Raw genomic sequence first — 26374 nt, forward strand, 5'->3', positions numbered from 1 at the left:
CCGGCGGTGTGCTGCTGCCGTTCTTCTCCTTCATGACGTTCCTGATCGCCGTACCGACCGGTGTGAAGTTCTTCAACTGGATCGGAACGATGTGGAAGGGCTCGTTGTCCTTCGAGACACCGATGCTCTGGGCCACCGGCTTCCTGATCACCTTCACGTTCGGTGGTCTGACCGGTGTCATCCTGGCCTCGCCCCCGATGGACTTCCACGTCTCCGACTCGTACTTCGTGGTGGCCCACTTCCACTACGTGGTCTTCGGTACGGTCGTCTTCGCCATGTTCTCCGGCTTCCACTACTGGTGGCCGAAGATGACGGGCAAGATGCTGGACGAGCGCCTCGGCAAGATCACCTTCTGGACGCTGTTCATCGGCTTCCACGGCACCTTCCTGGTCCAGCACTGGCTGGGTGCCGAGGGCATGCCGCGTCGTTACGCCGACTACCTGGCGGCCGACGGGTTCACCACCCTGAACACGATCTCGACCATCAGCTCGTTCCTGCTCGGCCTGTCGATCCTGCCGTTCATCTACAACGTGTGGAAGACGGCCAAGTACGGCAAGCCGGTCGGCGTGGACGACCCGTGGGGCTACGGCCGTTCGCTCGAATGGGCGACGTCCTGCCCGCCGCCGCGGCACAACTTCCTCACCCTGCCGCGGATCCGCAGCGAATCCCCGGCGTTCGACCTGCACCACCCCGAGATCGCCGCGCTCGAGCAGCTCGAGTACGCCGGTCACGGCAGCGCCATCGCGGGCAGCAAGGAGGCCGGCAAGTGAAGATCCAGGGTCGGATGTTCATCTGGCTGAGCTTCTTCCTCCTGATCATGGCCGTCGTGTACGGCGTGTGGTCGAAGGAGCCGGCCGGTACCACGGCGCTCTTCCTGGCCTTCGGCCTGCTCATCATGACCGGCTTCTACCTGGGCTTCACCGCCCGGCGGGTCGACGCGGGTGCGCAGGACGACAAGGAGGCCGACGTCGCGGACGACGCGGGCGAGCTGGGCTTCTTCAGCCCGCACAGCTGGCAGCCGCTCTCGCTCGCCTTCGGTGGTGCGCTGGCCTTCCTCGGTGTCGCGGTCGGCTGGTGGCTGCTGTACTTCGGCGCACCGTTCATCCTGGTCGGCCTGTTCGGCTGGGTGTTCGAGTACTACCACGGTGAGAACCGCACCCAGTAGCACGCAGTAGCGCACCGGGAGCCCGGACACTCCGTCAGGAGGGTCCGGGCTCCTGCTTTTGCCGCAGGCCTGTCCCTCGTACGAGGTACGTGGCGCGCAAATGGTGCTTTCATCTCATAGCGTGATCATATGAACCACACTCCGCGTACCCGCACCGTCGTCAGCTGCACCCTGCTGGTGGCCGCCCTCGGCGCGGGCGTCACCGGCTGCGGTTCGGACGGCAACCCCCTGTCGGCCAAGCCGTACGACGCAGCGGACCAGATCTCCTTCAACGGCCCCACCGGCGCAGGCAAGCAGGCCGACCCGGACAAGCCCCTGGAGATCACCACCAGCACCGACGACGGCCGGATCACGGACGTCACCGCCTACGACGCCACAGGGCGCTTCGTGGCGGGCGAACTCGCCGCCGACGGCAGCCGTTGGCACAGCACCTCCCCGCTGGCCGCCAACGCCCACTACACGGTCGCGGTGAGCACGGAGGACGAGGACGGCGCGCCCGGCCGCAAGGTCCTCCGCTTCGACACCAGCAAGCCCTCGACCACCAAGAACCTGAACGTCACGTTCGGGCCGGACTCGGGCCAGTACGGCGTCGGACAGCCCATCACCGCCCAACTCGACCACGAGGTCAAGGACAAGGCGCAGCGTGCCGTCGTGGAGCGCGCTCTCAGGGTGGACTCCACCCCGGCCGTCCAGGGCTCCTGGTACTGGGTGAGCGACAAGGAACTCCACTACCGCCCCAAGGAGTACTGGCCCACGCACGCCACCATCCAGGTGCACAGCAACCTCGACGGCGTGAAGATCAGCGACCGTCTCTGGGGCGGCAAGTCCAAGGCGCTGAAGATCACCACCGGTGACCGGATCGAGGCCGTCACGGACGCCGCGGCGCACCAGCTGACGTACTACAAGAACGGCCAGGAGGTCCAGTCGATCCCGGTCACCACCGGCAAGCCCGGCTTCGAGACCCGCAACGGGGTCAAGGTCGTACTGGCCAAGCAGTACTTCGTACGGATGCGCGGCACCACGGTCGGCATCGCCGAGGGCACCTCCGACTCGTACGACCTGCCGGTCTACTACGCCACCCGGGTCACCTGGTCGGGGGAGTACGTGCACGCCGCGCCCTGGTCAGTGGGCTCCCAGGGCTACGAGAACGTCAGTCACGGCTGCACCGGCATGAGCACATCGAACGCCGAGTGGTTCTTCGGCAACATCCACGAGGGCGACATCGTCAAGGTCGTCAACTCCAACGGCAACCCGATGGAGCCCTTCGGCAACGGCTTCGGGGACTGGAACGTCGACTGGAAGAAGTGGCGCACAGGCAGCGCCCTCATCAACGGCACCCCGGACGGCCCTGCTCCCCAGGATGCGTTGCGCCTACAGCCAACGGCCGTGTGAGAACCCAAGGGGCGCGGGGCTGTGTCGATGCACGACCTCGCGCCCCCACCCCGCTAGGCGCTCAGCAACCGCTTCTGACGGAGCAGACCGGCCAGGGCGGCCGCGAACTCCACCGGATCCACCGGCAAGGTGACCGCCGCATCGGCCCGACTCCACGTAGCGAGCCACGCATCCTGAGGCCGCCCCATCAACAGCAGCACAGGCGGGCAGTTGAACACCTCGTCCTTGATCTGCCGGCACACCCCCATGCCCCCCATGGGCACGGCCTCACCGTCGAGCACGCACACGTCGATGCCGCCCTTGGCCAGCTCCCGCAGCACCGCCTCAGGAGTCGCACACTCCACGAACTCGACCTGGGGCACGTCGGGAGCCGGCCTGCGGCCGGAGGCCAACCGCACCTGTTCCCGTGTGTTGGAGTCGTCGCTGTACACCAGCACCGTAGCGGTCGGCTGCATGCTTCCTCCGAGACGTCAGCGTCGTACGGACAGGGCCGTTCGGGGCGGATGTTACTCCCATGAACACCACGTCAACACCGGTTCGGCGGGCAGCAACACTCCGAACGGCACCCCCCGGAGTGAGGGCGGGATAAGCGACCGACATAATGTCGGTCGTGGCGACAGCAACGACAGTAGAAACCGGGCACGCGCACCCGTCGGTCAATCGACCGAACCTCACCAGCGTCGGAACCATCATCTGGCTGAGTTCCGAGCTGATGTTCTTCGCGGCCCTCTTCGCGATGTACTTCACCCTCCGGTCGGTGACCGGACCGGCGTACTGGACGGAGCAGGCACACGCGCTCAACGTGCCCTTCTCCGCGACGAACACCACGATCCTGGTGCTCTCCTCGCTCACCTGCCAGCTCGGCGTGTTCGCTGCCGAGCGCGGGGACGTGAAGAAGCTCCGTGGCTGGTTCATCCTCACCTTCATCATGGGTGCGATCTTCATCGGCGGTCAGATCTACGAGTACACCGAGCTGGTGAAGAAGGACGGGATCTCCCTGTCCTCCGGCCCGTACGGCTCGGTGTTCTACCTGACCACCGGTTTCCACGGCATGCACGTGACGGGCGGTCTCATCGCCTTCCTGTTTGTCCTGGGCCGCACCTACATGGCCAAGAGGTTCACCCACGAGCAGGCGACCGCGGCCATCGTCGTGTCCTACTACTGGCACTTCGTCGATGTGGTCTGGATCGGCCTTTTCGCCACGATCTACCTGATCAAGTAGCCGGGACCGCTCCCGCACATCCAGAAGCATCGACGCAGAAGATCCTGACACCGGGGTAATCCGTGAAAAAGCTCTCCGCACGACGACGCCATCCGCTGGCGGCGGTCGTCGTCCTACTCTTCGCGCTGGCGGCCACTGGGGGGCTGTACGCCGCGTTCGCGCCCGCGAGCAAGGCGCAGGCCGATGAAACCTCCCAGTCCCTGACCATCAAGGAGGGCAAGAGGCTCTACCAGGTCGGCTGCGCCAGCTGCCACGGCACCGGTGGACAGGGCTCCTCCGACGGCCCGAGCCTGATCGGCGTGGGCGCTGCCGCGGTCGACTTCCAGGTCGCGACCGGCCGTATGCCGGCCGCCACCTCGCAGGGCCCGCAGGTCGTAAAGAAGAAGAACATCTACACCCAGGCCGAGATCGACCAGCTCGCGGCGTACATCGCCTCGCTGGGCGCCGGTCCCGAGGTGCCGACGAAGGAGCAGTACGGCCCGGAGGGTGCGGACATCGCCAAGGGTGGCGAGCTGTTCCGCACCAACTGCGCGCAGTGCCACAACTTCACCGGCAAGGGTGGTGCCCTCACCGAGGGCAAGTTCGCCCCGGACCTGTCGGGCGTCGACCCGAAGCACATGTACGAGGCCATGCAGACGGGCCCGCAGAACATGCCGTCCTTCCCCGACACCACGATGTCGGAGAAGAACAAGAAGGACATCATCGCGTACCTGCACGCGATCAACAGCAGCGAGACGGAGCAGCCGGGCGGCATGGAGCTGGGTGGCCTCGGTCCGGTCACTGAGGGCCTGTTCGCATGGGTCTTCGGCCTCGGTGCGCTGATCGCGGTAGCCGTCTGGGTCGCCGCTCGGACCGCAAAGGCCAAGAAGTCATGAGTAGCCAAGACATTCCAGAAGAGAACCTGCCCGCTGAGCAGGAGCACGCGCACGGCGTCGTGAGCGTCGCGGACGAGAAGAACCCGTTCGCGGACCCGGGGCTGCCGCCCCACGAGCACCGGATCCAGGACATCGACGAGCGGGCCGCCAAGCGGTCCGAGCGCGTCGTCGCCCTGCTGTTCACGGTGTCGATGCTGGCCACCGTCGGCTTCATCGCCGCGTACGTGGCGATCCCGCAGGACAAGGCGATCTTCGTCTTCCCGCTGGGTCACATCAGCGCGCTGAACTTCGCGCTCGGCCTGACCCTTGGTACGGCGCTGTTCTGCATCGGCGCGGGTGCGGTCCACTGGGCCCGCACCCTGATGTCCGACGTCGAGGTCGCCGACGACCGGCACGCGATCGCCGCCTCTCCCGAGGTCCGTGCGCAGGTCCACGCGGACTTCAAGCAGGGTGCCAAGGAGTCCGCGCTCGGCCGCCGCAAGCTGATCCGCAACACGATGTTCGGCGCGCTGGCCATGGTGCCGCTCTCCGGCGTCATGCTGCTGCGCGACCTCGGCCCGCTGCCCGGCACCTCGCTGCGCCACACGCTGTGGGCCAAGGGCAAGCTGCTCGTCAACATGAACACGAACCAGCCGCTGCGTCCCGAGGACGTCGCCGTCGGTTCGCTGACCTTCGCCAAGCCCGAGGGCCTGGAGGAGGCACAGGAGGACTTCCAGAACGAGATCGCCAAGGCGGCCCTGATGATCATCCGGCTGCAGCCGGACAACATCAAGGACAAGCGCGAGCTCGAGTGGTCGCACGAGGGCATCGTCGCGTTCTCGAAGATCTGCACCCACGTGGGTTGCCCGATCTCCCTGTACGAGCAGCAGACGCACCACGTGCTGTGCCCGTGCCACCAGTCCACCTTCGACCTCTCCGACGGTGCCCGAGTGATCTTCGGCCCCGCCGGTCACGCCCTGCCGCAGCTCCGCATCGGCGTGAACGACGAGGGTTACCTCGAGGCGCTCGGCGACTTCGAAGAGCCCGTCGGTCCTGCATTCTGGGAGCGCGGATGAGCACCAACGAGAACAACGAGCGACGCGGCAAGGCGCCGGCCGGCGAGCGCGTCGCCGACTGGGCCGACGGACGGCTCGGGATCTACTCCCTGGCCAAGTCCAACATGCGCAAGATCTTCCCCGACCACTGGTCGTTCATGTTGGGCGAAGTCTGCATGTACAGCTTCCTCATCATCATCCTGACCGGTGTCTACCTGACGCTGTTCTTCCACCCGTCGATGAACGAGGTGGAGTACCACGGCAGCTACGTCCCGCTCCAGGGACAGCTGATGTCCGAGGCGTTCAACTCGACCCTGCACATCTCCTTCGACGTGCGCGGTGGTCTGCTCATCCGGCAGATCCACCACTGGGCCGCGCTGATCTTCCTCGCCGGCATGTTCGTGCACATGATGCGCGTGTTCTTCACCGGCGCGTTCCGCAAGCCGCGTGAGATCAACTGGCTGTTCGGCTTCCTGCTCTTCGTCCTGGGCATGTTCACCGGCTTCACCGGTTACTCGCTCCCGGACGACCTGCTCTCCGGCACCGGTGTCCGCTTCACCGAGGGCGCGATCCTGTCGATGCCGATCGTCGGCACCTACATCTCGTTCTTCCTCTTCGGCGGCGAGTTCCCCGGTCACGACTTCGTCGCCCGGTTCTACTCGATCCACATCCTGCTGCTGCCGGGCATCATGCTCGGCCTGATGGTGGGCCACCTGATCCTGGTCTTCTACCACAAGCACACGCAGTTCGCGGGTCCCGGAAAGACGAACAAGAACGTCGTCGGCATGCCGCTGCTGCCGGTGTACATGGCCAAGGCCGGAGGCTTCTTCTTCCTGGTCTTCGGTGTGATCGCGGCCATCGCCGCGGTGACCCAGATCAACCCGATCTGGGCCATGGGCCCCTACCGCCCCGACCAGGTGTCCACCGGCGCCCAGCCCGACTGGTACATGGGCTTCGCCGAGGGTCTGGTCCGCTACATGCCGGGCTGGGAGATCAACTTCTGGGGTCACACGCTCGTCCTGGGCGTGTTCATCCCGCTGGTGCTCTTCGGCCTCGTCCTGGCGGCGATCGCGGTCTACCCGTTCATCGAGTCCTGGGTCACCGGCGACAAGAGCGAGCACCACATCCTGGACCGCCCGCGCAACGCCCCGACCCGTACCGCGTTCGGTGTCGCCTGGGTCACCGTGTACATGGTCGGCCTGGTCGGTGGTGGCAACGACCTCATCGCCACCCACTTCAGCCTGTCGATCAACGCCGTGACCTGGTTCGTCCGGATCTCCTTCTTCGCCGGACCGGTCATCGCGTTCATCCTCACCAAGCGGATCTGCCTCGGCCTGCAGCGCCGCGACCGCGACAAGGTGCTGCACGGTCGCGAGACCGGCATCATCAAGCGCCTGCCGCACGGTGAGTTCATCGAGGTGCACGAGCCGCTCAGCCAGGAGCAGCTGCACACCCTCACGGCCCACCACCAGTACGAGCCGGCCGAGATCGGCCCGACGGTCGACGAGAACGGTGTCGAGCGCAAGGTGAAGAAGTCCGAGAAGCTGCGCGCCAAGCTCAGCAACGCCTACTACGGCGAGGACAACCAGATCCCGAAGCCGACTGTCGAGGAGTACAAGGAGATCACGAGCGGCCACGGCCACCACTGATCCCCGCGTCGCCACGCCACGCCGAGGGCCCCGTCCGTGTTACGGACGGGGCCCTTCGCCGTGTCCCGGGCTGGATAGGGTGGGACCACACTGTTCTTCTAGACACCCAGGAGCGGCTATGAGCGCTGTGACCCCCGCTGGAGGCGACACCGCGGCGGGCCGTTCCTGGCCCGCCCTGCTGAACGGGCTGCTGGACGGCCGGGACCTGTCCGCCGACGACACGGCCTGGGCGATGGACCTGATCATGAGCGGCGAGGCGACCGACGCGCAGATCGCCGGGTTCCTGGTGGCCCTGCGGTCCAAGGGCGAGACGGTGGAGGAGATCACCGGACTCGTGCGGACCATGTACGAGCACGCCAACGTGATCGAGGTACCCGGGCCGGCCGTCGACATCGTCGGCACCGGCGGTGACGGCGCCAAGACGGTGAACATCTCCACGATGTCGTCGATCGTCGTCGCCGGCACCGGAGCGAAGGTCGTCAAGCACGGCAACCGCGCCGCGTCCTCCGCCTCCGGGTCCTCCGACGTCCTGGAGAAGCTCGGGATCAACCTGAACCTGACCCCGAAGCGGGTCGCCGAGGTCGCCGAAGAGGCCGGCATCACCATCTGCTTCGCGGTGAAGTTCCACCCGGCGCTGCGTCATGCCGCCGCGGCGCGCGGCCAGTTGGGGATCCGTACGACCTTCAACGTGCTCGGCCCGCTCACCAACCCGGCCAGGGTGCGCGCCCAGGCGGTCGGTGTCGCCGACCCCCGGATGGCGCCGATCGTGGCCGGGGTCCTCGCCGAGCGCGGCAACTCCGCCCTGGTCTTCCGGGGCGACGACGGGCTGGACGAGCTGACGACCACGTCCACCTCCCGGGTGTGGGTGGTCCGGGACGGCAAGGTCACGGAGGAGAGCTTCGACCCACGGGACGTCGGCATCGACCTCGTCCCCGTGGAGGCCCTGCGCGGCGCCGACGCGTCGTACAACGCGGAGGTCGCCCGCCGCCTGCTGGACGGCGAGCAGGGCCCGGTCCGGGACGCGGTCCTGCTGAACTCGGCGGCCGCGCTGGTGGCCCTCGACCCGACCGAGGCCCCCCTGGCCGAGCAGCTCCGCGCCGGCATGGCCAAGGCTGCCGTGTCGATCGACTCGGGCGAGGCGAAGCGGACGCTGGAGCGGTGGGTGGCGGCCAGCAACAAGTAGCGGGTGGCTGATCGCCGTCGTAGCGGGTGTCCCGGGATCCGGACAGAAGTTGCGCGGCGGCGATCAGCTCGGCTACGTTCCTGAACAGGTCATGAGTGACAGTCATGAGGCCCCGGCCGACTGTCCGGCAACCCTCCGTCCGTGGCGGGGTGCCCCGGGTGAAGACCGGGCCGCAGGCAGTGAGGTCTGCGGCAAGCGCGGACCCCTCGCACACCAGGGGTCCTGGTCGTCGAGGGAGCCTTCTGTGAGCAAGCGAATGCGATAGGGCGTAGAGCCCCGCCTCCGCGTACCCCTTTCACCTTCCCCACGTTCGAGCCGTACGCGCTCACGTGTGGTTCCGCCTTGCCTCGCACAGGAGCTCGCCATGTCCGTCTTCACCGCTGCCGCCGACCAGTCCGTTTGTGCCCCTTTGTCTGTCCTGGGCCGTGATGTCACCGTCCCGCTCGTGACCGGCGGCGAAGTCACCTACGCCGCGCTCGACTACGCGGCCAGCGCCCCCGCCCTGCAGCGCGTCTGGGACGATGTGGCGGCCTACGCGCCGTACTACGGCAGCGTCCACCGCGGCGCCGGCTACCTTTCCCAACTCTCCACCGACCTGTTCGAGAACGCCCGCAGGACGGTCGCCGAGTTCCTCGACTGCCGCGCGGCCGACCAGGTGGTCTTCACCCGCTCGACCACGGACTCCCTGAACCTCCTCGCCGCCGCGCTGCCCGCCGACTGCCAGGTCTTCGTCTTCGAGACCGAGCACCACGCCTCCCTGCTGCCCTGGCAGGACGCCCGCGTCACCTACCTCAACGCCCCGCGCACCCCGCGGCAGGCCGTCGAGACCCTGGAGCGGGCCCTCGCCGACCGCGACCCTCACGGCCCGGCCCTGGTCTGCGTCACCGGTGCCTCCAACGTCACCGGCGAGCTGTGGCCGGTGCGCGAGCTGGCCGCCGCGGCCCACGCGCACGGTGCCCGGATCGTCCTGGACGCCGCCCAGCTGGCCCCGCACCACCCCGTGTCGGTCCAGGACCTCGACGTCGACTGGGTCGCCTTCTCCGGCCACAAGCTGTACGCCCCCTTCGGCTCCGGTGTCCTGGCCGGCCGCGCCGACTGGCTGGTCGCGGCCGAGCCGTACCTCGCGGGCGGCGGCGCCAGCCGCAAGGTGACCCGGCGCGAGGACGGGGGAGTGGCCGTGGAGTGGCACGAGAGCGCCGCCCGCCACGAGGCCGGCTCCCCGAACGTCATCGGCGCCTACTCCATCGCCTCCGCCTGCAAGGCCCTGACGGAGGCCGGCTTCGACACGCTGGTCGCCCGCGAACAGCACCTGATCGCGAAGGTGCGGGCCGGCCTGGCCGAGGTGCCCGAGGTCCGGGTCCTCTCCCTCTTCGGGGACGACGCCCCGCGCGTCGGCGTGATCAGCTTCGTCGTGGACGGCTGGAACAGCTCCCACTTCGCCGCCGCCCTCTCCGCCGAGTACGGCATCGGCGTCCGCGACGGCCTGTTCTGCGCCCACCCCCTGGTCCGCACCCTCCTCGGCTCCGACCCCCAGGCCCAGGGCGAGTGCGGAGCCCCCGAGGCCACGCCGGGCGAGAAGTCGCTGAACGCGATCCGCGTGAGCTTCGGCGCGGGCACCCCCGACGAGCACGTGGAGCGCTTCGTCACGGCGGTGAAGGAACTGGTGACCGAGGGTGCGAAGTGGACGTACCGCACGGAGGAAGGCCGCTGCGTCCCGGCGGTGTGAGTCTCTGAACGCCTGGTGGGGCGGTCTTCAGCCGATCAGTTGTCCAACCCGATCGAGAAGGCCGCCTCGAGGTCGTGCTGCGAGTACGTACGGAAGGCGACGTGCGTGTCCGTGGCCTCGACCCCGGGGATCTTGCTGATCCGCCCCGGGATCACGTCGGCCAGATCCTCGTGCTGCCGCACCCGCACCATGGCGATCAGGTCGTACGTACCGGTGACGGAGAAGACCTCGCTCACCGAATCCAGCGAAGCGATCTGCTCCGCGATCTCGGGGATCCGGTCCACGCTGGTCTTGATCAGGACGATCGCGGTGATCACGACGGGTTCTCTCCCTCGGGTGCCGGAGCCGGTGCGCACTTCACTCTAGTGGTACGTCGGTATCGGACCCATGCGTACCCGAACCCCACCCCGAAGCCGACCAGGTGCGCCAGGTAGGCCACCCCGGGCCCCTCGCCGGAGCGCCCCGCCGCCAGCCACTGCAGCGCCGCCCAGAAGGGCAGCACCACCCAGGCCGGGAAGCGCATCGGCAGGAAGAACAGGAACGGGAGCAGACTGGTGACACGGGCGCGGGGAAACAGATAGAGGAACGCGCCGAGAACCGCCGAGATCGCCCCGGACGCGCCCACCAGCGACTGCTCGGAGGTGGCGTTGGCGGCCGCGTAGCCCAGCAGGGCCAGGTAGCCGCAGCAGACGTAGAAGAGGGTGAACTCCACCCGGCCCATTCGTTCCTCGGTCATCATCCCGAAGACGAAGAGGAAGAGCATGTTGCCGAGCAGATGCACCCAGCTGCCGTGCACGAACAGCGCGGTGACCGGGGTCAGGGCCTCCCGGACGGGCTCCTCGAACAGGTTCGCCGGGACCACCCCCCAGTGCCGGAAGTACGCGCGCTGCGCGGCCGGCAGCGCGTCCGCGGAGCCGTACGCCGGAGTGAGCCCGGAGGCCGGTCCGAGGACGAAGATCAGGGAGCACACGGCGATGAGGGCGTGCGTCATCGGCGCGGGGGTGTCCCGGAGCGCCCTGAGTGTGCGGCCGGCCGTCGTGCTCCAGGCGTTGATCATGACTACAGAGCATGACGTAAGGGGACGCAACCTGACAGACCGCCTCGCCGCCGCGGACGGACGGGCGGTGAGTACCCGCCAGGCCGTAGGGTTACGAGCCACACGCGTCGAGGAGCGGCGCGGACCGACCCGAGAAGGAAGCGAACAGTCACGATGACGGTTCCCCTGCCGACCGCCACGACGCGATGGCGCTGCACCCTCTGCGGCAACCTCACCCGCTTCGATGTGACCCGCTCGTCGAAGGTCGTCGAGTACGTCCACCTCGACCTCGCCGGTGAGCCGACGGTCGAGGAACGCGAGGTGGTCAGTGAGACCATCGACTCGGTCCGCTGCCGCTGGTGCAACGCGGTGGACCAGGTGGAACTCGTGGACAGGCCGGGCGCCGGCTCCTGAGCGGAGCGGGCCCCGTACAGGTATTGGGGTGTGACGGATGGTGGAGACCGCAGGCGGGGGGCCGGGCGACGGCACCGCTGAGGTGCTTGACCGTCCGCTGCCCGACGGCGTGCGCCGACGGGTCGTGCAGATCGTCTCGGACGGGTTCGGCGGCCTGACCGTCGCGGAACTGCCCGCCCAATTGCGGCAGTACGCCCGGTTCGCCCCGAACCGGCGGGCCAAGTTCGCCGGGAACGCGATGGCGGCCGCGCTGGAGACCGATCCGCTTTTCAGGCAGCGGATCGGAGAGAAGTTCAGAGAGGCACAGCCGGAGCTGTCCGGCGCCCTCGACTCCGGCTCGCCGCCCCCGGCCGCGGACCCGCTCGACGTGGCGGCCGCGGCCTATGTACTGCGCCCGGCGGGCTGGGTGAAGCTGGTCACCGCGGCCGGCGAGGAGGCCCAGCGCGCGGACGCCGAGCGGGCCGACGAGGAGAGCCGGGCCGAGCTGGAGCGGCTGCGCGAGGAGCTGGCCGAGGCCCGGACGCAGACCCGGACCGAGACCGAACGGCTGCGCACCGAACTGGAGTCGGCGAAGAAGGAAGCGGAGTCGCTGCACCGCAAGCTCCGTGCCGCGCTCAGCGACGTCAAGCGCGGCGAGGCCGCGCTGCGCAAGGTCCAGGGCGAGATCGAGGCCGTACGCGCCGAGGGGCAGGCACAGCTGTCGGTCGCCGAGAGCGAGTCCCGTCGGCTCAAGGCCCGCCTGGGCGAGGCCGAGGCCGCGCTGGAGGCCACCCGCCGGGCGGCCCGCGAGGGGCGCAGCGTCGAGGACATGCGGGTACGGCTGCTGCTCGACACCCTGCTGGACGCCACCCAGGGGCTGCGGCGCGAACTCGCGCTGCCTCCGGTCTCCGTGCGCCCGGCCGAGACCGTGGACGCGGTCGAACCGGGACGTATGACCCCGAAGGACATCGCGGCCCGGGCCCTGTCCGAGAACGACCCGGCGATCCTGGACCAGCTGCTCGCGCTGCCGCAGGCGCATCTGGTCGTCGACGGCTACAACGTCACCAAGACCGGTTATCCGCAGATGCCGCTGGAGAAGCAGCGGCTGCGGCTCCTGGGGCAGCTCTCGGCGCTCGCCGCGCAGACCGGCGCCGAGGTGACCTGTGTCTTCGATGGCGCCGAACTGGCCGCGCCGGTGCTGCTCGCGCCGCCGCGCGGAGTGCGGGTGCTGTTCTCCAGGCCGGGCGTCACGGCCGACGAGCTGATCCGCCAGCTGGTGCGCGCGGAGCCGCCGGGCCGTCCGGTCATCGTCGCCTCGACCGACCGGGAGGTGGCCGACGGGGTCGCCAGGGCCGGTGCCCGTCCCGTCGCCTCTGCGGTACTTCTGAAGCGACTGTCCTGAAGGTCCAACGCGCATACACAATGCCCGAATTGGCCTGACTCTCACGCCACGTAGGGTCAATCACGCCTCACTGCACGTGAGTTATGTGCAAAGAATGCATTGCGTCACAGGGTTTTTTGCTGCGAGGATTTGAACTGATCACAGCTGGGTCACTAGGGTCTGGGCTCGAACCTCCGAACGGGTGATCACTCACAAGAAGGAGTTCGTCCTCCGTGGCGTCCCATCGTCGACCCAAGCAGCCGAGTCGCACGCGTGTCACCGTGCTGACCACCGCAGCCGCCGCTGCCGTCGCGCTCAGCGCGAACGCCGCCAATGCCGCCCCGAGCGAGAAGCTCGGCAAGAACGAGGTCAAGGCGAAGGTCGACAAGCTCTACGAGCAGGCGGAGCAGGCCACCGAGAAGTACAACGGGGCCAAGGAGAAGCAGCAGAAGCTGCAGAAGGAAATCTCCACCATCCAGGACAACGTGGCCCGCGGCCAGCAGGAGCTGAACAAGCTCCGCGACGGCCTGGGTTCGCTGGCGACCGCCCAGTACCGCTCCGGTGGCATAGATTCCTCGGTCCAGCTCTTTCTGTCCTCCAACCCGGACGACTTCCTCGACAAGGCCTCCACGCTCGACCAGTTGAGCAGCCAGCAGGTCGAGGCCCTGAAGAAGATTCAGGACAAACAGCGCGAACTCGCCCAGGAGCGGGCCGAGGCCACCGACAAGCTCAAGGACCTCGCCGCCACCCGCACCGAGCTGGGCAACAAGAAGAAGGAAGTCCAGGGCAAGCTCGCCGAGGCGCAGAAGCTGCTCAACACCCTGACCGCCAAGGAGAAGGCCGCGCTCGCCGCCGAGCAGGCGCGCGCCAACCGCTCCTCCACCGAGCGGGTGGACCTCGGCAACGACAGCTCCGCCTCCGGTCGTGCCGCCGCCGCCTTCCAGGCCGCCCAGGCCCAGATCGGCAAGCCCTACGTCTACGGCGCCACCGGCCCGTCCTCCTTCGACTGCTCGGGTCTGACCTCCTACGCCTACGCGCAGGCCGGCGTCTCCATCCCGCGCACCTCCGAGGCCCAGGCAGGCATCGGCACCCGCCTCACGCAGAGCCAGCTCCAGGTCGGCGACCTGGTGTTCTTCTACAGCGACCTGCACCACGTCGGCCTCTACGCCGGCAACGGCCAGGTGCTGCACGCCCCGCACACCGGCGCCGTGGTCCGCTACGAGGCCATCGGCAACATGCCGTTCCAGTTCGGCGTCCGGGTCTGACAACTTCGCGACGCTGACTCGGTGGCGCCCGAACGGGCGAATCCGATGAACCGAGACTGACTCCACGCCCCGCCCATGACCTGCGTCAGGGCGGGGCGTCGCATGTGTGCGCCGCTCGACGCCGTTCGGCGCGGTCCTTCCGCACGGCTACTGTCTGCCGCGATTCCCCGGCGCAGGGGCCTCCCCGTCCCCGGCGCCGGGGAAGCTGTCTCTGTCCGCCAGCAGAAGGACTGCCGTGGGGTCCCATCGCCGCCTTGCACTGTCCGGGTTCAACCGGGGCGCCGGCGTCGCCCTGTGCGTGTTGTCGGCCGCGGCCGCCACGCTCGGCGCCGTACCCGCCCAAGCAGCGCCGCACGGGGACACCCGTGCCGAGGTGGACCGCCTCTACGAGGAGGCCGAGAGGGCGACCCAGGCCTACGACAAGGCCGACGAGCGGGCCGACGTGCTGCGCCGGAAGGTCCGGGACGCCCAGGACCACATCGCCCGGCAGCAGCAGCGCATCAACACCATGCGCGAGCGGCTCGGTTCGCTGGCCGGCGCCCAGTACCGCGCCGGCGGCATCGACCCGGCCGTCGCCCTGCTCTTCTCCGACGACCCCGACGACTACCTGGACAAGGCGGCCACCCTCGACCGCATCGGCGCCCAGCAGGCGGGCCGGCTGCGCGAGTTGAGCGCGGCGATGCGCGAACTGGCCCAGGAGCGCGCCGAGGCCGCCGGGAAGCTCGCCGCGCTGGAGCAGAGCCGCAGGGCGGTCGCCACGCACAAGCGGACCGTGGAGAAGAAGCTCGCCAGGGCCCAGCAGCTGATCAACTCCCTGCCCGCCGCCGAACGCGCCGCCTACGACCGGGCCTCCCGCTCCGACGGCTCCGACCGCGTCGACCTGTCCGGCGCCGTCGCCCCCGACGCCCGCGCGGCGGCCGCCGTCGCCGCCGCCCGCTCCGCCCTCGGCCGCCCCTACGTGTGGGGCGCGACCGGCCCCTCCGGCTTCGACTGCTCGGGCCTGATGCAGTGGTCGTACGGGCATGCCGGCATCCACCTGCCGCGCACCTCCCAGGAGCAGCGGTACGCCGGCCGGCAGATCCCGCTCTCCCAGGCGCGCCCCGGCGACCTGGTCGTCTACCGCTCCGACGCCAGCCATGTGGCGATGTACGTCGGCAACGGCCAGGTCATCCACGCCCCCTACCCGGGCGCGCCGGTGCGCTACGACCCGGTCGGCATGATGCCCGTCTCCTCGGTCACCCGTCCCTGACCTCCCGCCGCGCACCGTACGATCGGGAAATGGCTGGTCGTAGAAGGGTGTGGCGCGCCGCGGCGGCGGGGTTCTGTCTGCTGCTCGCGGCGCCCCTCGCCGGATGCGGCGGCCGGATGGCGACCGACCCGGCCACGGCCGAGGTGCAGCAGGTGCTCGACCGGCGCTCCGCGGCCCTGCTCGGGCACGACGAGACGGCGTACGGCAAGACGGGCACCCGGACCGGGTTCGTCCGCCTGCGCGCGCTCCCGCTGGCCGCCTGGGCCTACCGGGTGACCGCCGTGCACGGTGACGGCCCGGGCGCCACCGCCGACGCCGAGCTGCGCTACCGGATCGCCGGCTACGACCGGGCCCCGGTGAGCGTCCGCCGCACCCTCGCGCTCAGCCGCACCGCCGAGGGCAAGTGGTACGTCACCGCCGACAAGCCCGCGCGGAAGGCCGGGGAGCAGGTGTGGGACCAGGGCAGGGTGACCGCCGTGAAGGGCGCGCACAGCCTGGTCCTCGGGGCCGGTCAGAGCGCCGGCGACCTGCGCGCCTACGCCCGGCTCGCCGACCGCGCGGTCCCGGCCGTCTCCCACGAGTGGGGCACGGACTGGACCCGCCGGGTCGTCGTCCTCGTCCCGCGCACGCTGGAGGGCATGGCGGGGCTGCTCGGCTCGCCCGCCGCCGGCTACCGGGGCATCGCCGCCGTCACCACCGGCGAGGTGGGTGGCGCGGGCAGGGCGCCCGCGGACCGGGTGGTCGTCAACCCGGAGGCGTACGCGATGCTGGGCAGCGTCGGCAAGCAGGTCGTGCTCACCCACGAGACCACCCATGTGGCCACCCGCGCGCACACCGACGCCGCCACCCCGCTGTGGCTCTCCGAGGGGTACGCCGACTGGATCGGCTACCTCGGCACCGGCCGCACACCCACCGAGGCCGCACCGGAACTGGCCCGCGCGGTCCAGGACGGCAAGGTGCCCGCGAGCCTCCCCGCCGACAAGTACTTCGGCTTCAGCACCGACCCCGCCCGCCTCGCGCAGTCCTACGAGAGCGGCTGGCTCGCCTGCCGGATGATCGCCGACCGCTGGGGCGAGGACCGGCTCGGCGCCTTCTACCGGGCCGTCGGCGCCCACCGGACGCGGGCGGGCGCGGTCGAGGAGGCGCTGAAGAAGGTGCTCGGGACCACGCCCAAGGCGTTCACCGCCGAGTGGCGGCAGTACGTGCGCGCTCAGCTGCGCTGACCTGGGGCCTGCCCCAGCACCTCGATCGCCTCGCGCAGCCACTCCCGCTCGGCCGTGCCGGTGGCCCGGGCGACCCGCAGCATGCCCTGCCGGAACAGGTCGCCCGCCTCCTCCGCGCGCACCGGCTCCCCGTCCCGGTAGAAGAAGCTCGCCGGGGCCTCCAGGAAGTCCAGGCGGCGGCGCAGCACCGCGGCCTGCTCCGCCGGGTCGTCCAGGTGCCGCAGGAAGGCGAGGACGGTGTTGAAGCGGATCTGGTCGGTGATCTCGGCCTGCTTGGGGGTGCGCAGCCGCTCCAGCAGGTCCGCGCGGCCCTTCCCGGTCAGGGACAGCACCCGGCGCGGGGCGGCGCTCGCGCCCTCCTCGGTGCGCTGGTCGAGCTTGCCCGCCGCGACCAGCCGGTTGATGGCCGGGTAGAGGGCGCCGTCGCTGACCGGCCGGACATGCCCGCTCAGCGCCTTGATGCGCTCCTTCAGCTCGTAGCCGTGCAGGGGTTCCTCGGCGAGGAACCCCAGGATCGACAGCTCCAGCACGCGAAATCCTCCTTGCAGCGGGCGTGGGACCCATGCTAGCTCTTATCGAGCTACCTCTAAACGAGGTAGCTCGATAAGAGGGGGCTCCTTGTGAACGCGCACCGCAGGCAACTCGTCTTGCTCGCCCACCCCGTCTACCTCTCGCTCCTCGCCTCGGTCGCCTCCGGGATCATCAACACGGTCTGGGTCTCCCGGCTCGGCGGCGCCGCCGTGGCCGCCGTCGCCGTCGCGACCAACACCGAGAACGTGCTGCTCGGCATCGCTCTGGTCTTCGCCTCCGGTACGACCGTCCTCGTCGCGCACGCCAGGGGAGCTCGCGATCCCGCCGCCCTGCGGGCCGCGGTGCACGGCGGCCGGGCGCTGTGCGCTCTGGTGACCCCGGTGGTCGTGGTGGGCGGGTTCCTGTCGCGCGAGCCACTGGCCCGCCTGGTCCTCGGCGGCGGCGACTCGGCGGCCCTGCGCCTCGCGACCGCCTACTTCGCGATCTCCCTGCCGGGCATGGCCGTCTTCTTCGCCCAGCAACTGGTCGACGGCATTCTCAAGGGCGCCGGCGACACGCGTACCCCGATGCGGCTCGCCCTGCTGTCCAACGGGCTGATCCTGCTCTGCGACCCGGTCCTGATCCATCTCTACGGTGTCCGGGGCGCCGCGGCCTCGACCGTGCTGTGTCGCTGCGTGGCCCTCGCGGCGGGACTGCGCGCGCTCGGCCGCAACGCGCTGCTGCGGACGGCGGCCGGCACCCCTGCCGTCGAGCCGGTCCCCGCCGCCCTGCGCCGCACCCTCACCACCGGCCTGCCCATGTCCGCCGACTTCACCGTGCGGCAGGGCGGGGCCCTGGTGCTGGTGGCGATCGTGGCGCGGCTCGGCGTGACGGCGGTGGCCGCCTACTCGATCGCGTACAAGGTCATGTACGTCGCCACCATGGCTTTCTACTCGGTACGGCAGGCCGCCGCCATCCACACCGCGCACACCCGGGGCGCGGGCCAGGACGCGCGCCGGGACATAGGCCGGCAGGCGATGCTCGTGTCCGGGGGTCTCGGCCTGGGCGCCGCCGCCCTGTTCGCCGTCACCGCCCCCTGGATCATGGCCGCCTTCGGCGCCGGACCCGAGGTCGCCCACCAGGGTGTGCTGTTCCTGCGCTGCATCGGCCCCTACCTGCTGCTGATGGCCTGCTTCATCGCGCTCGGCGGGGTCTTCGAGGGCAGCGGAGCAGCTCCGGAGCTGCTCCGGGCCACCCTGCTCGGCACCGCCTTCCAGGTGCCCCTGGCGTACGCCCTCTCCGGGCTCGGCCTGCCCGGCGTCGGCCTGGCCCTGGCGCTCGCGATGGCCGTGCAGTGCGGGGCGGTGGCGGTGCTGTTCCGGCGGGCCCGCCGTCAGGAGGCCGAGGTCTCCTTCGCGGGAGCCGGCTGAGGGGCCGGTGGGGTCTCGGTGGCCGCGGGGACCGTGGAGCGCCACAGCCGACGGGCCGCCATGAGCGTGGCGACGACGAGCAGGCCGTTGCGCAGGACGAGCAGCGTGATGCCGTACGTGTCGCTGACGACCACGTGCACGAAGCCGATCGGGAACTCGAGGACCGTCAGCAAGGTCGCGGTGAGGACCATCAGGGCGGGGGCGCCCATGCGGCTCGCCCGGAAGCACAGGCACACGGCGGCCAGGCCGATCAGCCACACCAGGTACTGCGGGCTGATCACCCGGCTGGTGACCGTGAACAGCAGCACCGCCGTCAGGGCCGCGTCCGCGAGTGTGTGCGCGTCGAACCGGGACGCCCGCCGCCGCCACAGCACCAGCCAGCCGATCGCCGCCCCGCTCAGCGCCATCGCGACGTTGCTGACCAGCCCGACGTACGGGCCGACGAACTCGATCGACCCGTAGTTCAGCAGCACCTGCCCCTGCCAGCCGTGGTGCCGGGCCACATGGAAGACCAGGCTGCCCAGCGACTCCACCTCCGTGCCCCGGTCCCGCTGGAAGGTGAGGAAGGCGAAGGCGCCCGGCATGGACACCGCGAACGCCGTCGCGACACCGCACGCGGTCACCGCGGCCGACGCCCACGCCCGTAGCCGGGTGGCGCCGACCAGCAGCAGCGCCGGCCACACCTTCAGCAGCGCCCCGAAACCCACCAGCGCGCCCATCACCCGGGGACGCCGGATCCCCGCGAGCAGGGCCGCCACGGCCACCGCGGTCACCATCAGGTCGTAGCGGGCGTACACCGTCGGGCCGAGCAGGGGCACGCCCACCACCCAGGTCCACACCCCGCGCAGCGAGCGGCCGGGCCGCCGGCCCGCGTGCAGCAGCAGGGCCAGCACGGCCAGGTCGGCCAGGCACACCAGTACGAAGAAGGCGTGCGGGTAGCTCAGGAACGGCAGGGCCGCGGGGGAGAGGATCGCGAGCGCGGCGGCGGGCGGGTACTGCCAGGTCACGTCGGCCAGCGGAAACGTTCCTTGGCGCAGCACCTCGTACCAGCCCTGGTAGATCACCGACACGTCGGTGGTCACGTCGGGGCCCGGGAAGACGTAGACCCCGAAGACGAAGAGCAGTAGCACCAGCCGGGTGGCGCACCAGGTCGCCAGCAGTCCCGCTATCTTCCCGCTCACCCGCACCCCTGTTCGTACGCCGACTGTTCGTACACCGACCCGGTCCGGCCCCATGATTCCCTGCCGACCTGTGCGTGTGCCACGAAGCGCGCCCGGTAGGGTCGGCGACGATGCACAAGACGCTGATCGTGACCAACGACTTTCCGCCCCGGCCGGGCGGCATCCAGGCCTTCCTGCACAACATGGCCCTCCGGCTGGAGCCTGGACGGCTGGTCGTGTACGCCTCCACCTGGAAGCGCGGTCGCGAGGGCGTCGAGGCCACGGCCGCCTTCGACGCCGAGCAGCCCTTCACCGTCGTACGTGACCGTACGACCATGCTGCTGCCCACGCCCGGCGCGACCCGGCGAGCCGTCTCGCTGCTGCGGGAGCACGGCTGCACCTCGGTCTGGTTCGGGGCGGCCGCGCCGCTCGGCCTGATGGCGCCCGCGCTGCGCAGGGCCGGCGCCGAGCGGCTGGTGGCCACCACCCACGGGCACGAGGCCGGCTGGGCCCAGCTGCCCGCCGCCCGGCAGCTGCTGCGCCGGATCGGGGACTCCACGGACACGATCACCTACCTCGGCGAGTACACCCGCTCCCGGATAGCGACCGCGCTGACCCCGGACGCGGCCCGGCGGATGGTGCAGCTGCCCCCCGGCGTCGACGAGAAGACCTTCCACCCCGGCTCGGGCGGCGACGAGGTCCGGGCGCGGCTCGGGCTCACCGACCGGCCGGTGGTCGTGTGCGTCTCCCGGTTGGTGCCGCGCAAGGGCCAGGACACCTTGATCCAGGCCATGCCCCGGATCCTCGCCGCCGAGCCGGACGCCGTGCTGCTCGTCGTCGGCGGCGGCCCCTACGAGCAGGACCTGCGCCGACTGGCCCGGGAGACCGGCGTCGAGGCCTCGGTCCGCTTCACCGGCGCGGTGCCCTGGTCCGAGCTGCCCGCGCACTACGGCGCCGGCGACGTCTTCGCCATGCCCTGCCGCACCCGCCGCGGCGGCCTGGACGTCGAAGGCCTCGGCATCGTCTACCTGGAGGCCTCCGCCACCGGCCTGCCGGTCGTGGCCGGCGACTCGGGCGGCGCCCCCGACGCCGTCCTCGACGGCGAGACGGGCTGGGTCGTCCGCGGCGGCGAGCCCGCCGAGGCCGCGGAGCGCATCATCGCCCTCCTCGCAGACGCGGAACTCCGCGACCGAATGGGCAAGCGGGGCCGCCAGTGGGTCGAGGAGAAGTGGCGCTGGGACCTGCTGGCGGAGAAGCTCAAGGAGCTGCTCTAAAAGCCGTCTTCAAAAACTCGTCCCCGCTCTAGGCGGAACGGGAAAATCCGCACATGCTGCGCGACATGACAGCAAAACTGATGCAGCGTCAGCTGAGTCGACGTCACATCCTGGGCGTGATCGCCCTCCAGACCGCCGCCACGGCAGGTCTCACCCGCATCGGTCTTCAGTCCGCGCAGGCAGCCGAACCGGCCGCCGTCGACAACTCCCCGGCCATCGTCGTCGGTTCGGGCTACGGCGGCGCCGTGGCCGCCCTCCGCCTCGGCCAGGCCGGCATCCGCACCCTCGTCCTGGAGATGGGCCGCCTGTGGAACACCGCCGGCAGCGACGGCAAGGTGTTCTGCTCCACCAGCGCACCCGACCAGCGCTCCATGTGGTTCCGCACCCGCACGGAGGCCCCGCTGGCCACCTTCCTGTGGCTGGACCTCGTCAACAAGGACATCAGCCCCTACCCCGGAGCCCTCGACCGCGTGCACTACGACAACATGTCCGTGTACGTCGGCCGGGGCGTCGGCGGCGGCTCCCTGGTCAACGGCGGGATGGCGGTCACCCCGCTGAAGTCCTACTTCGCCGAGCAGTTCCCGACCGTGGACGCCGAGGAGATGTACGGCACCTACTTCCCGCGCGCCCGCTCCATGCTCGGCGTCAACACCATCGACCCGGCCTGGTTCGAGTCCACGGAGTGGTACCAGTTCACCCGCACCTCCCGGAAGGCCGCCGCCAACGCAGGCCTGAAGACCACCTTCGTGCCGAACGTCTACGACTTCGGCTACATGCAGCGCGAGGCCGCCGGTACGGCCACGAAGTCGGCGCTCGCCGGGGAGGTCATCTACGGCAACAACTACGGCAAGCGCAGCCTCGACAAGACCTACCTGGCCGCCGCCCTCGGCACCGGCAACGTCACCCTCCACACCCTGGAGAAGGTCAGGGCGGTCACCAGGGCGAGCGACGGGTCGTACGTCCTGACCGCCGACCGCATCGACACCACCGGCAAGGTCGTGGAGACCAAGCAGTACAGCTGCACGTACCTGTTCCTCGGCGGCGGCAGCCTCGGTACGACCGAACTCCTCGTCCGGGCAAGGGAGACGGGCACCCTGCCCGCGCTGAACGCCGGCGTCGGCGCCGGCTGGGGCACCAACGGCAACACCATGCTCGGCCGCGCCAACCACATGTGGGACACCGTCGGCGCCAACCAGGCGACCATGCCCGTCATGGGCATCGACGACTGGGCCAACACCGCCAACCCGGTCTTCGCCGAGATCGCCCCGCTGCCCATGGGGTTCGAGCACTGGATCAGCCTGTACCTGGCGATCACCAAGAACCCCGAACGGGCCTCGTTCTCGTACGACTCCACGTCCGGGACGGTGAAGCTCGGCTGGAGCCCGGCCCAGAGCGCCGTGTCGGTCGCCATGGCCAAGAAGCTCTTCGACCGGATCAACGCGGCCAACCTGACCATCTACCGGTACGACCTCTTCGGTTCGACCAGCAAGATCTTCGCGGACGACTTCACCTACCACCCGCTGGGCGGCTGCGTCCTCGGGAAGGCGACCGACGACTACGGCCGGGTCAAGGGGTACCCCAGGCTCTACATCACCGACGGCTCGCTCGTGCCCGGCTCGATCGGTGTGAACCCCTTCGTCACCATCACCGCGCTCGCCGAACGCACGATGGCGCGGGTCCTCGTCGAGGACACCGCGCCATGACGCGTCTTCAGCAGGCGTACTACTTCGCGTAGATCGCCTCGATCTCGTCCGCGTAGTCCTTCGCCACCACGTTCCGCTTGAGCTTCAGCGACGGGGTGAGGTGGCCCGACTCCTCCGTGAACTGGGAGGACAGAATGCGGAACTTCCGCACCGATTCCGCCTTCGACACCGCGGCGTTGCCGTCGTCGACCGCCGCCTGGATCGCCTCCAGCAGATCCGGGTCCTCGCGCAGCGACGCCGCGGTGGAGCCCGCCGGCTTGCCGTGCTCGGCCGCCCAACGGCCCAGGAACTCGTCGTCGACGGTGACCAGCGCGCCCACGAACGGCCGCCCGTCGCCCACCACCATGCACTCCGCGACCAGCGCGTGGGCGCGGATGCGGTCCTCGATCACGGCCGGGGCCACGTTCTTGCCGCCCGCGGTGACGATGATCTCCTTCTTGCGGCCGGTGATCCTGAGGTAGCCGTCCTCGTCGAGGGTGCCGATGTCACCGGTGTGGAACCAGCCGTCGGCGAGCGCCTCCGCGGTCGCGCCCGGGTTGTTCCAGTACTCCTTGAACAGGTGCTCGCCGTGCAGCAGCACCTCGCCGTCGTCCGCTATCCGGATCACCGAGCCGGGCAGCGGCTGGCCGACCGTGCCGATCTTCTGCCGGTCCCAGGGGTTGAACGCGGTCGCCGCGCAGGACTCGGTCAGGCCGTAGCCCTCCAGCACCGTGAAGCCGATGCCGCGGAAGAAGTGACCGAGCCGCTCGCCCAGCGGGGCACCGCCGGAGATCGCGTACTCGCCCCGGCCGCCGAGGACCGCGCGCAGCTTGCTGTAGACCAGCCTGTCGAAGACCTTGTGCTTGATCTTCAGGCCGATGGACGGGCCCGACGGGGTGTCCTGCGCCTTGCTGTAGGCGATCGCGGTGTCCGCTGCCTTGTCGAAGATCGCGCCCTTGCCGTCCGCCTGCGCCTTGGCGCGCGCGGAGTTGTACACCTTCTCGAACACGCGCGGGACACCGAGGATCAGCGTCGGCCGGAAGGCGGCCAGCTCGTCGGTGAGGTGCTTGATGTCGGGGACGCAGCCCAGCTTGATCGGCGCCATCATCGGCGCGATCTGCACCAGCCGCCCGAAGACGTGCGCGAGCGGGAGGAAGAGGAGGACCGAGCACTCACCGGTGCGGAACAGCGGACGCAGTCGCTCCACGATGTTGCCGCACTCGGCGAAGAAGCTGCGGTGGGTGAGGACACAGCCCTTGGGCCGCCCGGTCGTACCGCTCGTGTAGACGATGGTCGCCGGGTCGTCGGCCTTGGCGAGCGAGCTGCGCTCCTCCACGGTCGCGTCGGAGACGCCCTGCCCGAGCCGGCCCAGCTCCTCCAGGCCGCCGGCCTCGATCTGCCAGACGTGCTTGAGGTGGGGCAGGGTGTCGCGCACCGAGTCGACGGCGGCCGCGTGGCCGTCCAGCTCCACGATGCAGGCGGTCGCGCCCGAGTCGGAGAGGATCCACTGCACCTGCTCCGGCGAGCTGGTCTCGTACACCGGCACGGTGACCGCGCCCGCGCTCCAGATCGCGAAGTCGAGCAGCGTCCACTCGTACCGCGTCCTGGACATCAGGCCGACCCGGTCGCCCGGCTGCACACCGGAGGCGATGAGCCCCTTGGCGGCGGCGTGCACCTCGGCCAGGAACTCCGTGGCCGTCACGTCCTGCCAGGCGCCGCCCACCTTGCGGGCGATGACGGCGACGTCGGGATGCTGCGCGGCGTTTCTGCGGACGATGTCGGTCAGATTGCCGTCCGCAGGGACCTCGTACAAAGCCGGAAGGCTGAACTCGCGCAAGACTGCTGCTCCTCATAGGGCGCCGGCGCCACGACACTGTGTGATGCGACGGTGCGGTCCAAGGCTCGGGCGGGTACTCCAGGTGCCAACCAGTTGGTTGAAACCCTGAGCACGACTGGACTGCCCGGACGTTACCCGCCGGTATGGCTTCTACGACAGGGGGTCCCGGCGAGATGTTCGCTGCGTCACACGGGATGGCGTTCCTTCGCGCACAGTAGTCCACGGCTCAAGCGACCGGCGAGTAACCCCGGGCGGGGTCGCCACTGTTCACGCACATCCCACACGCCTACGCTTGATCGTCATGGCACCCACACGCTCCGGCAACCGAAGGACACGCGTCCATGTGGTCAGCGACGTGCACGGCAACGCCCGTGACCTGGCCCGGGCCGGAGATGGTGCGGACGCCCTGATCTGCCTCGGCGACCTGGTCCTCTTCCTCGACTACGCCGACCACTCGCGCGGGATCTTCCCCGACCTGTTCGGCAAGGAGAACGCCGACCGCATCGTCGAGCTGCGCACCGCGCGGCGCTTCGAGGAGGCGCGTGCCTTCGGGGCCCGGCTGTGGGCCGGGATCGGCTCCGACCGGGCCGCCGCCATCGAGAAGGCGGTGCGCAAGCAGTACGCCGAGCTGTTCGCCGCGTTCCCGACTCCGACGTACGCCACCTACGGCAATGTCGACATGCCGCCTTTGTGGAGCGAGTACGCGGGCTCGGGCACCACGGTGCTGGACGGTGAGCGGGTGGAGATCGGCGGCCGGACGTTCGGCTTCGTGGGCGGCGGGCTGCGCACCCCGATGCGGACGCCGTACGAGATCGACGACGAGGAGTACGCGGCGAAGATCGAGGCGATCGGCGAGGTGGACGTGCTGTGCACGCACATCCCGCCGGAGGTTCCGGAGCTGGTCTACGACACGGTCGCGCGCCGCTTCGAGCGCGGCAGCCGGGCGCTCCTGGACGCGATCCGCCGCACCCGCCCGCGCTACTCCCTCTTCGGCCACGTCCATCAGCCACTGGTGCGCCGGATGCGGATAGGGGCGACGGAGTGTGTGAACGTGGGGCACTTCGCGGGGACGGGCAGGCCGTGGGCGCTGGAATGGTGAAGCGCCGTGGGTGGGGCGCGACGGCAGGGCGACGGAGTGAAGGACGGGGTGAAGGCTCCAGGTCGGCGGCGCGGTAGCCTTCACGCTGCACACTCTTAGGTCTGTATCTGGAGGAGCCACGGCGATGGCGGAACACACCAGTTCGAGCATCACGATCGAGGCGGCTCCGGCCGACGTCATGGCGGTGATCGCCGACTTCGCCCGCTACCCGGACTGGACCGGCGAGGTGAAGGAGGCGGAGGTCCTCAAGACCGACGACCAGGGCCGCGCCGAGCAGGTCCGCCTCGTCATGGACGCCGGGGCCATCAAGGACGACCAGACCCTGGGCTACACCTGGACCGGCCAGAACGAGGTCTCCTGGACCCTGGTCAAGTCCCAGATGCTGCGCTCCCTGGACGGCTCCTACATCCTCAAGCCGGCCGGCGCGGGCTCCACCGAGGTCACCTACCAGCTCACCGTCGACGTCAAGATCCCCATGCTCGGGATGATCAAGCGCAAGGCGGAGAAGGTCATCATCGACCGCGCTCTGGCGGGCCTGAAGAAGCGGGTCGAGTCGACCGACTGAATTCGCCCACCCACCGACCCGCCC

Annotated in this window: 25 protein-coding genes and 1 riboswitch; of the genes, 19 read left to right on the top strand and 6 right to left on the bottom strand. The window is 69.9% G+C overall.

Annotated features, from left to right (window positions below):
* The 3 genes from ACFY3C_RS13880 to ACFY3C_RS13890 form a co-directional block, all read left to right on the top strand.
* Positions 1–770: cbb3-type cytochrome c oxidase subunit I (locus ACFY3C_RS13880; RefSeq protein WP_390770895.1), on the top strand; the 770-nt coding region annotated here is incomplete at its 5' end.
* Positions 767–1165, top strand: a complete 399-nt coding sequence (locus ACFY3C_RS13885) for a cytochrome c oxidase subunit 4 (protein WP_386574350.1) — start codon at positions 767–769, stop codon at positions 1163–1165. The genes ACFY3C_RS13880 and ACFY3C_RS13885, both read left to right, overlap by 4 nt.
* Before the next feature lie 129 nt (positions 1166–1294).
* Positions 1295–2557: an Ig-like domain-containing protein gene (locus tag ACFY3C_RS13890; RefSeq protein WP_390770896.1), complete on the top strand. Its 1263-nt coding sequence runs from the start codon at positions 1295–1297 to the stop codon at positions 2555–2557.
* A 53-nt stretch (positions 2558–2610) separates the two neighbouring features.
* On the opposite strand, the gene ACFY3C_RS13895 is transcribed toward ACFY3C_RS13890, so the two are convergent.
* Entirely contained in the window at positions 2611–3012 is a 402-nt protein-coding gene (locus ACFY3C_RS13895; RefSeq protein WP_386574348.1) for a hypothetical protein, read from the bottom strand.
* Between the two features lie 146 nt (positions 3013–3158).
* Between ACFY3C_RS13895 and ACFY3C_RS13900 the strand changes: the two genes are divergently transcribed.
* The 6 genes from ACFY3C_RS13900 (at position 3159) to ACFY3C_RS13925 (ending at position 10246) form a co-directional block, all read left to right on the top strand.
* Positions 3159–3779, top strand: coding sequence for a heme-copper oxidase subunit III (locus tag ACFY3C_RS13900; RefSeq protein WP_386574347.1), 621 nt, complete (start codon positions 3159–3161; stop codon positions 3777–3779).
* Positions 3780–3841: 62 nt separating this feature from the next.
* Positions 3842–4654: a c-type cytochrome gene (locus tag ACFY3C_RS13905; protein WP_386574346.1), complete on the top strand. Its 813-nt coding sequence runs from the start codon at positions 3842–3844 to the stop codon at positions 4652–4654.
* On the top strand, positions 4651–5709 hold the full coding sequence (locus ACFY3C_RS13910) for a Rieske 2Fe-2S domain-containing protein (RefSeq protein WP_386574345.1): 1059 nt from the start codon (positions 4651–4653) through the stop codon (positions 5707–5709). The genes ACFY3C_RS13905 and ACFY3C_RS13910 overlap by 4 nt, the downstream gene beginning before the upstream one ends.
* Positions 5706–7337, top strand: coding sequence for a cytochrome bc complex cytochrome b subunit (locus ACFY3C_RS13915; protein WP_386574344.1), 1632 nt, complete (start codon positions 5706–5708; stop codon positions 7335–7337). Before ACFY3C_RS13910 ends, ACFY3C_RS13915 begins: the two co-directional genes overlap by 4 nt.
* Positions 7338–7455: 118 nt before the next feature.
* Entirely contained in the window at positions 7456–8520 is a 1065-nt protein-coding gene (gene trpD / locus ACFY3C_RS13920; protein WP_386574343.1) for an anthranilate phosphoribosyltransferase, read from the top strand.
* Between the two features lie 87 nt (positions 8521–8607).
* Positions 8608–8724, top strand: a riboswitch (SAM riboswitch).
* A gap of 160 nt (positions 8725–8884) precedes the next feature.
* Positions 8885–10246: an aminotransferase class V-fold PLP-dependent enzyme gene (locus tag ACFY3C_RS13925; protein ID WP_390770897.1), complete on the top strand. Its 1362-nt coding sequence runs from the start codon at positions 8885–8887 to the stop codon at positions 10244–10246.
* 35 nt (positions 10247–10281) lie between these two features.
* Here ACFY3C_RS13925 and ACFY3C_RS13930 read toward each other — a convergent pair whose 3' ends face one another.
* Both ACFY3C_RS13930 and ACFY3C_RS13935 read right to left on the bottom strand, forming a co-directional pair.
* A complete protein-coding gene (locus ACFY3C_RS13930; RefSeq protein WP_386574341.1) occupies positions 10282–10563 on the bottom strand; it encodes an Lrp/AsnC family transcriptional regulator in 282 nt (93 codons plus the stop codon).
* Positions 10560–11303, bottom strand: a complete 744-nt coding sequence (locus ACFY3C_RS13935; RefSeq protein WP_386574340.1) for a rhomboid family intramembrane serine protease — start codon at positions 11301–11303, stop codon at positions 10560–10562. The genes ACFY3C_RS13930 and ACFY3C_RS13935 overlap by 4 nt, the downstream gene beginning before the upstream one ends.
* 153 nt (positions 11304–11456) lie before the next feature.
* Between ACFY3C_RS13935 and ACFY3C_RS13940 the strand changes: the two genes are divergently transcribed.
* The 5 genes from ACFY3C_RS13940 (at position 11457) to ACFY3C_RS13960 (ending at position 16793) form a co-directional block, all read left to right on the top strand.
* Complete coding sequence (locus ACFY3C_RS13940) at positions 11457–11696, top strand: hypothetical protein (RefSeq protein ID WP_145875323.1); 240 nt, start codon at positions 11457–11459, stop codon at positions 11694–11696.
* A gap of 37 nt (positions 11697–11733) precedes the next feature.
* Complete coding sequence (locus ACFY3C_RS13945) at positions 11734–13077, top strand: NYN domain-containing protein (protein ID WP_390770898.1); 1344 nt, start codon at positions 11734–11736, stop codon at positions 13075–13077.
* A 212-nt stretch (positions 13078–13289) separates the two neighbouring features.
* Positions 13290–14321: an NlpC/P60 family protein gene (locus ACFY3C_RS13950; RefSeq protein ID WP_386574337.1), complete on the top strand. Its 1032-nt coding sequence runs from the start codon at positions 13290–13292 to the stop codon at positions 14319–14321.
* Positions 14322–14556: 235 nt separating this feature from the next.
* The gene (locus ACFY3C_RS13955; protein WP_390770899.1) at positions 14557–15570 is read left to right on the top strand and encodes an NlpC/P60 family protein; all 1014 of its coding nucleotides are present in this window, start codon (positions 14557–14559) and stop codon (positions 15568–15570) included.
* Between the two features lie 29 nt (positions 15571–15599).
* On the top strand, positions 15600–16793 hold the full coding sequence (locus tag ACFY3C_RS13960) for a hypothetical protein (protein ID WP_390770900.1): 1194 nt from the start codon (positions 15600–15602) through the stop codon (positions 16791–16793).
* Here ACFY3C_RS13960 and ACFY3C_RS13965 read toward each other — a convergent pair.
* Positions 16781–17323: a PadR family transcriptional regulator gene (locus ACFY3C_RS13965; protein WP_390770901.1), complete on the bottom strand. Its 543-nt coding sequence runs from the start codon at positions 17321–17323 to the stop codon at positions 16781–16783. The genes ACFY3C_RS13960 and ACFY3C_RS13965 overlap by 13 nt on opposite strands.
* A gap of 90 nt (positions 17324–17413) precedes the next feature.
* Between ACFY3C_RS13965 and ACFY3C_RS13970 the strand changes: the two genes are divergently transcribed.
* The gene (locus ACFY3C_RS13970; RefSeq protein WP_390770902.1) at positions 17414–18733 is read left to right on the top strand and encodes an MATE family efflux transporter; all 1320 of its coding nucleotides are present in this window, start codon (positions 17414–17416) and stop codon (positions 18731–18733) included.
* On the opposite strand, the gene ACFY3C_RS13975 is transcribed toward ACFY3C_RS13970, so the two are convergent.
* On the bottom strand, positions 18697–19968 hold the full coding sequence (locus ACFY3C_RS13975) for a glycosyltransferase 87 family protein (protein WP_390770903.1): 1272 nt from the start codon (positions 19966–19968) through the stop codon (positions 18697–18699). The two genes, ACFY3C_RS13970 and ACFY3C_RS13975, sit on opposite strands and share 37 nt — an antisense overlap.
* A 56-nt stretch (positions 19969–20024) precedes the next feature.
* Between ACFY3C_RS13975 and ACFY3C_RS13980 the strand changes: the two genes are divergently transcribed.
* Both ACFY3C_RS13980 and ACFY3C_RS13985 read left to right on the top strand, forming a co-directional pair.
* A complete protein-coding gene (locus ACFY3C_RS13980) occupies positions 20025–21167 on the top strand; it encodes a glycosyltransferase family 4 protein (RefSeq protein WP_390770904.1) in 1143 nt (380 codons plus the stop codon).
* A 65-nt stretch (positions 21168–21232) separates the two neighbouring features.
* Positions 21233–22870: a GMC oxidoreductase gene (locus tag ACFY3C_RS13985; RefSeq protein WP_386574329.1), complete on the top strand. Its 1638-nt coding sequence runs from the start codon at positions 21233–21235 to the stop codon at positions 22868–22870.
* A gap of 19 nt (positions 22871–22889) precedes the next feature.
* Here the strand turns inward: ACFY3C_RS13985 and ACFY3C_RS13990 are convergent, their stop codons facing one another.
* Positions 22890–24686: an AMP-dependent synthetase/ligase gene (locus ACFY3C_RS13990; RefSeq protein ID WP_390770905.1), complete on the bottom strand. Its 1797-nt coding sequence runs from the start codon at positions 24684–24686 to the stop codon at positions 22890–22892.
* 301 nt (positions 24687–24987) lie between these two features.
* On the opposite strand from ACFY3C_RS13990, the gene ACFY3C_RS13995 reads away from it, so the two are divergent.
* Positions 24988–25785 (top strand): metallophosphoesterase, encoded by a 798-nt coding sequence (locus tag ACFY3C_RS13995; protein WP_390770906.1) that lies wholly within the window; start codon positions 24988–24990, stop codon positions 25783–25785.
* Between the two features lie 124 nt (positions 25786–25909).
* Positions 25910–26350 (top strand): SRPBCC family protein, encoded by a 441-nt coding sequence (locus ACFY3C_RS14000; protein ID WP_386574325.1) that lies wholly within the window; start codon positions 25910–25912, stop codon positions 26348–26350.
* Positions 26351–26374: the final 24 nt, after the last annotated feature.

Origin of the sequence: Streptomyces sp. NPDC001410 (assembly GCF_042895235.1) — a bacterium.
In the GTDB taxonomy this organism is placed as follows: domain Bacteria; phylum Actinomycetota; class Actinomycetes; order Streptomycetales; family Streptomycetaceae; genus Streptomyces.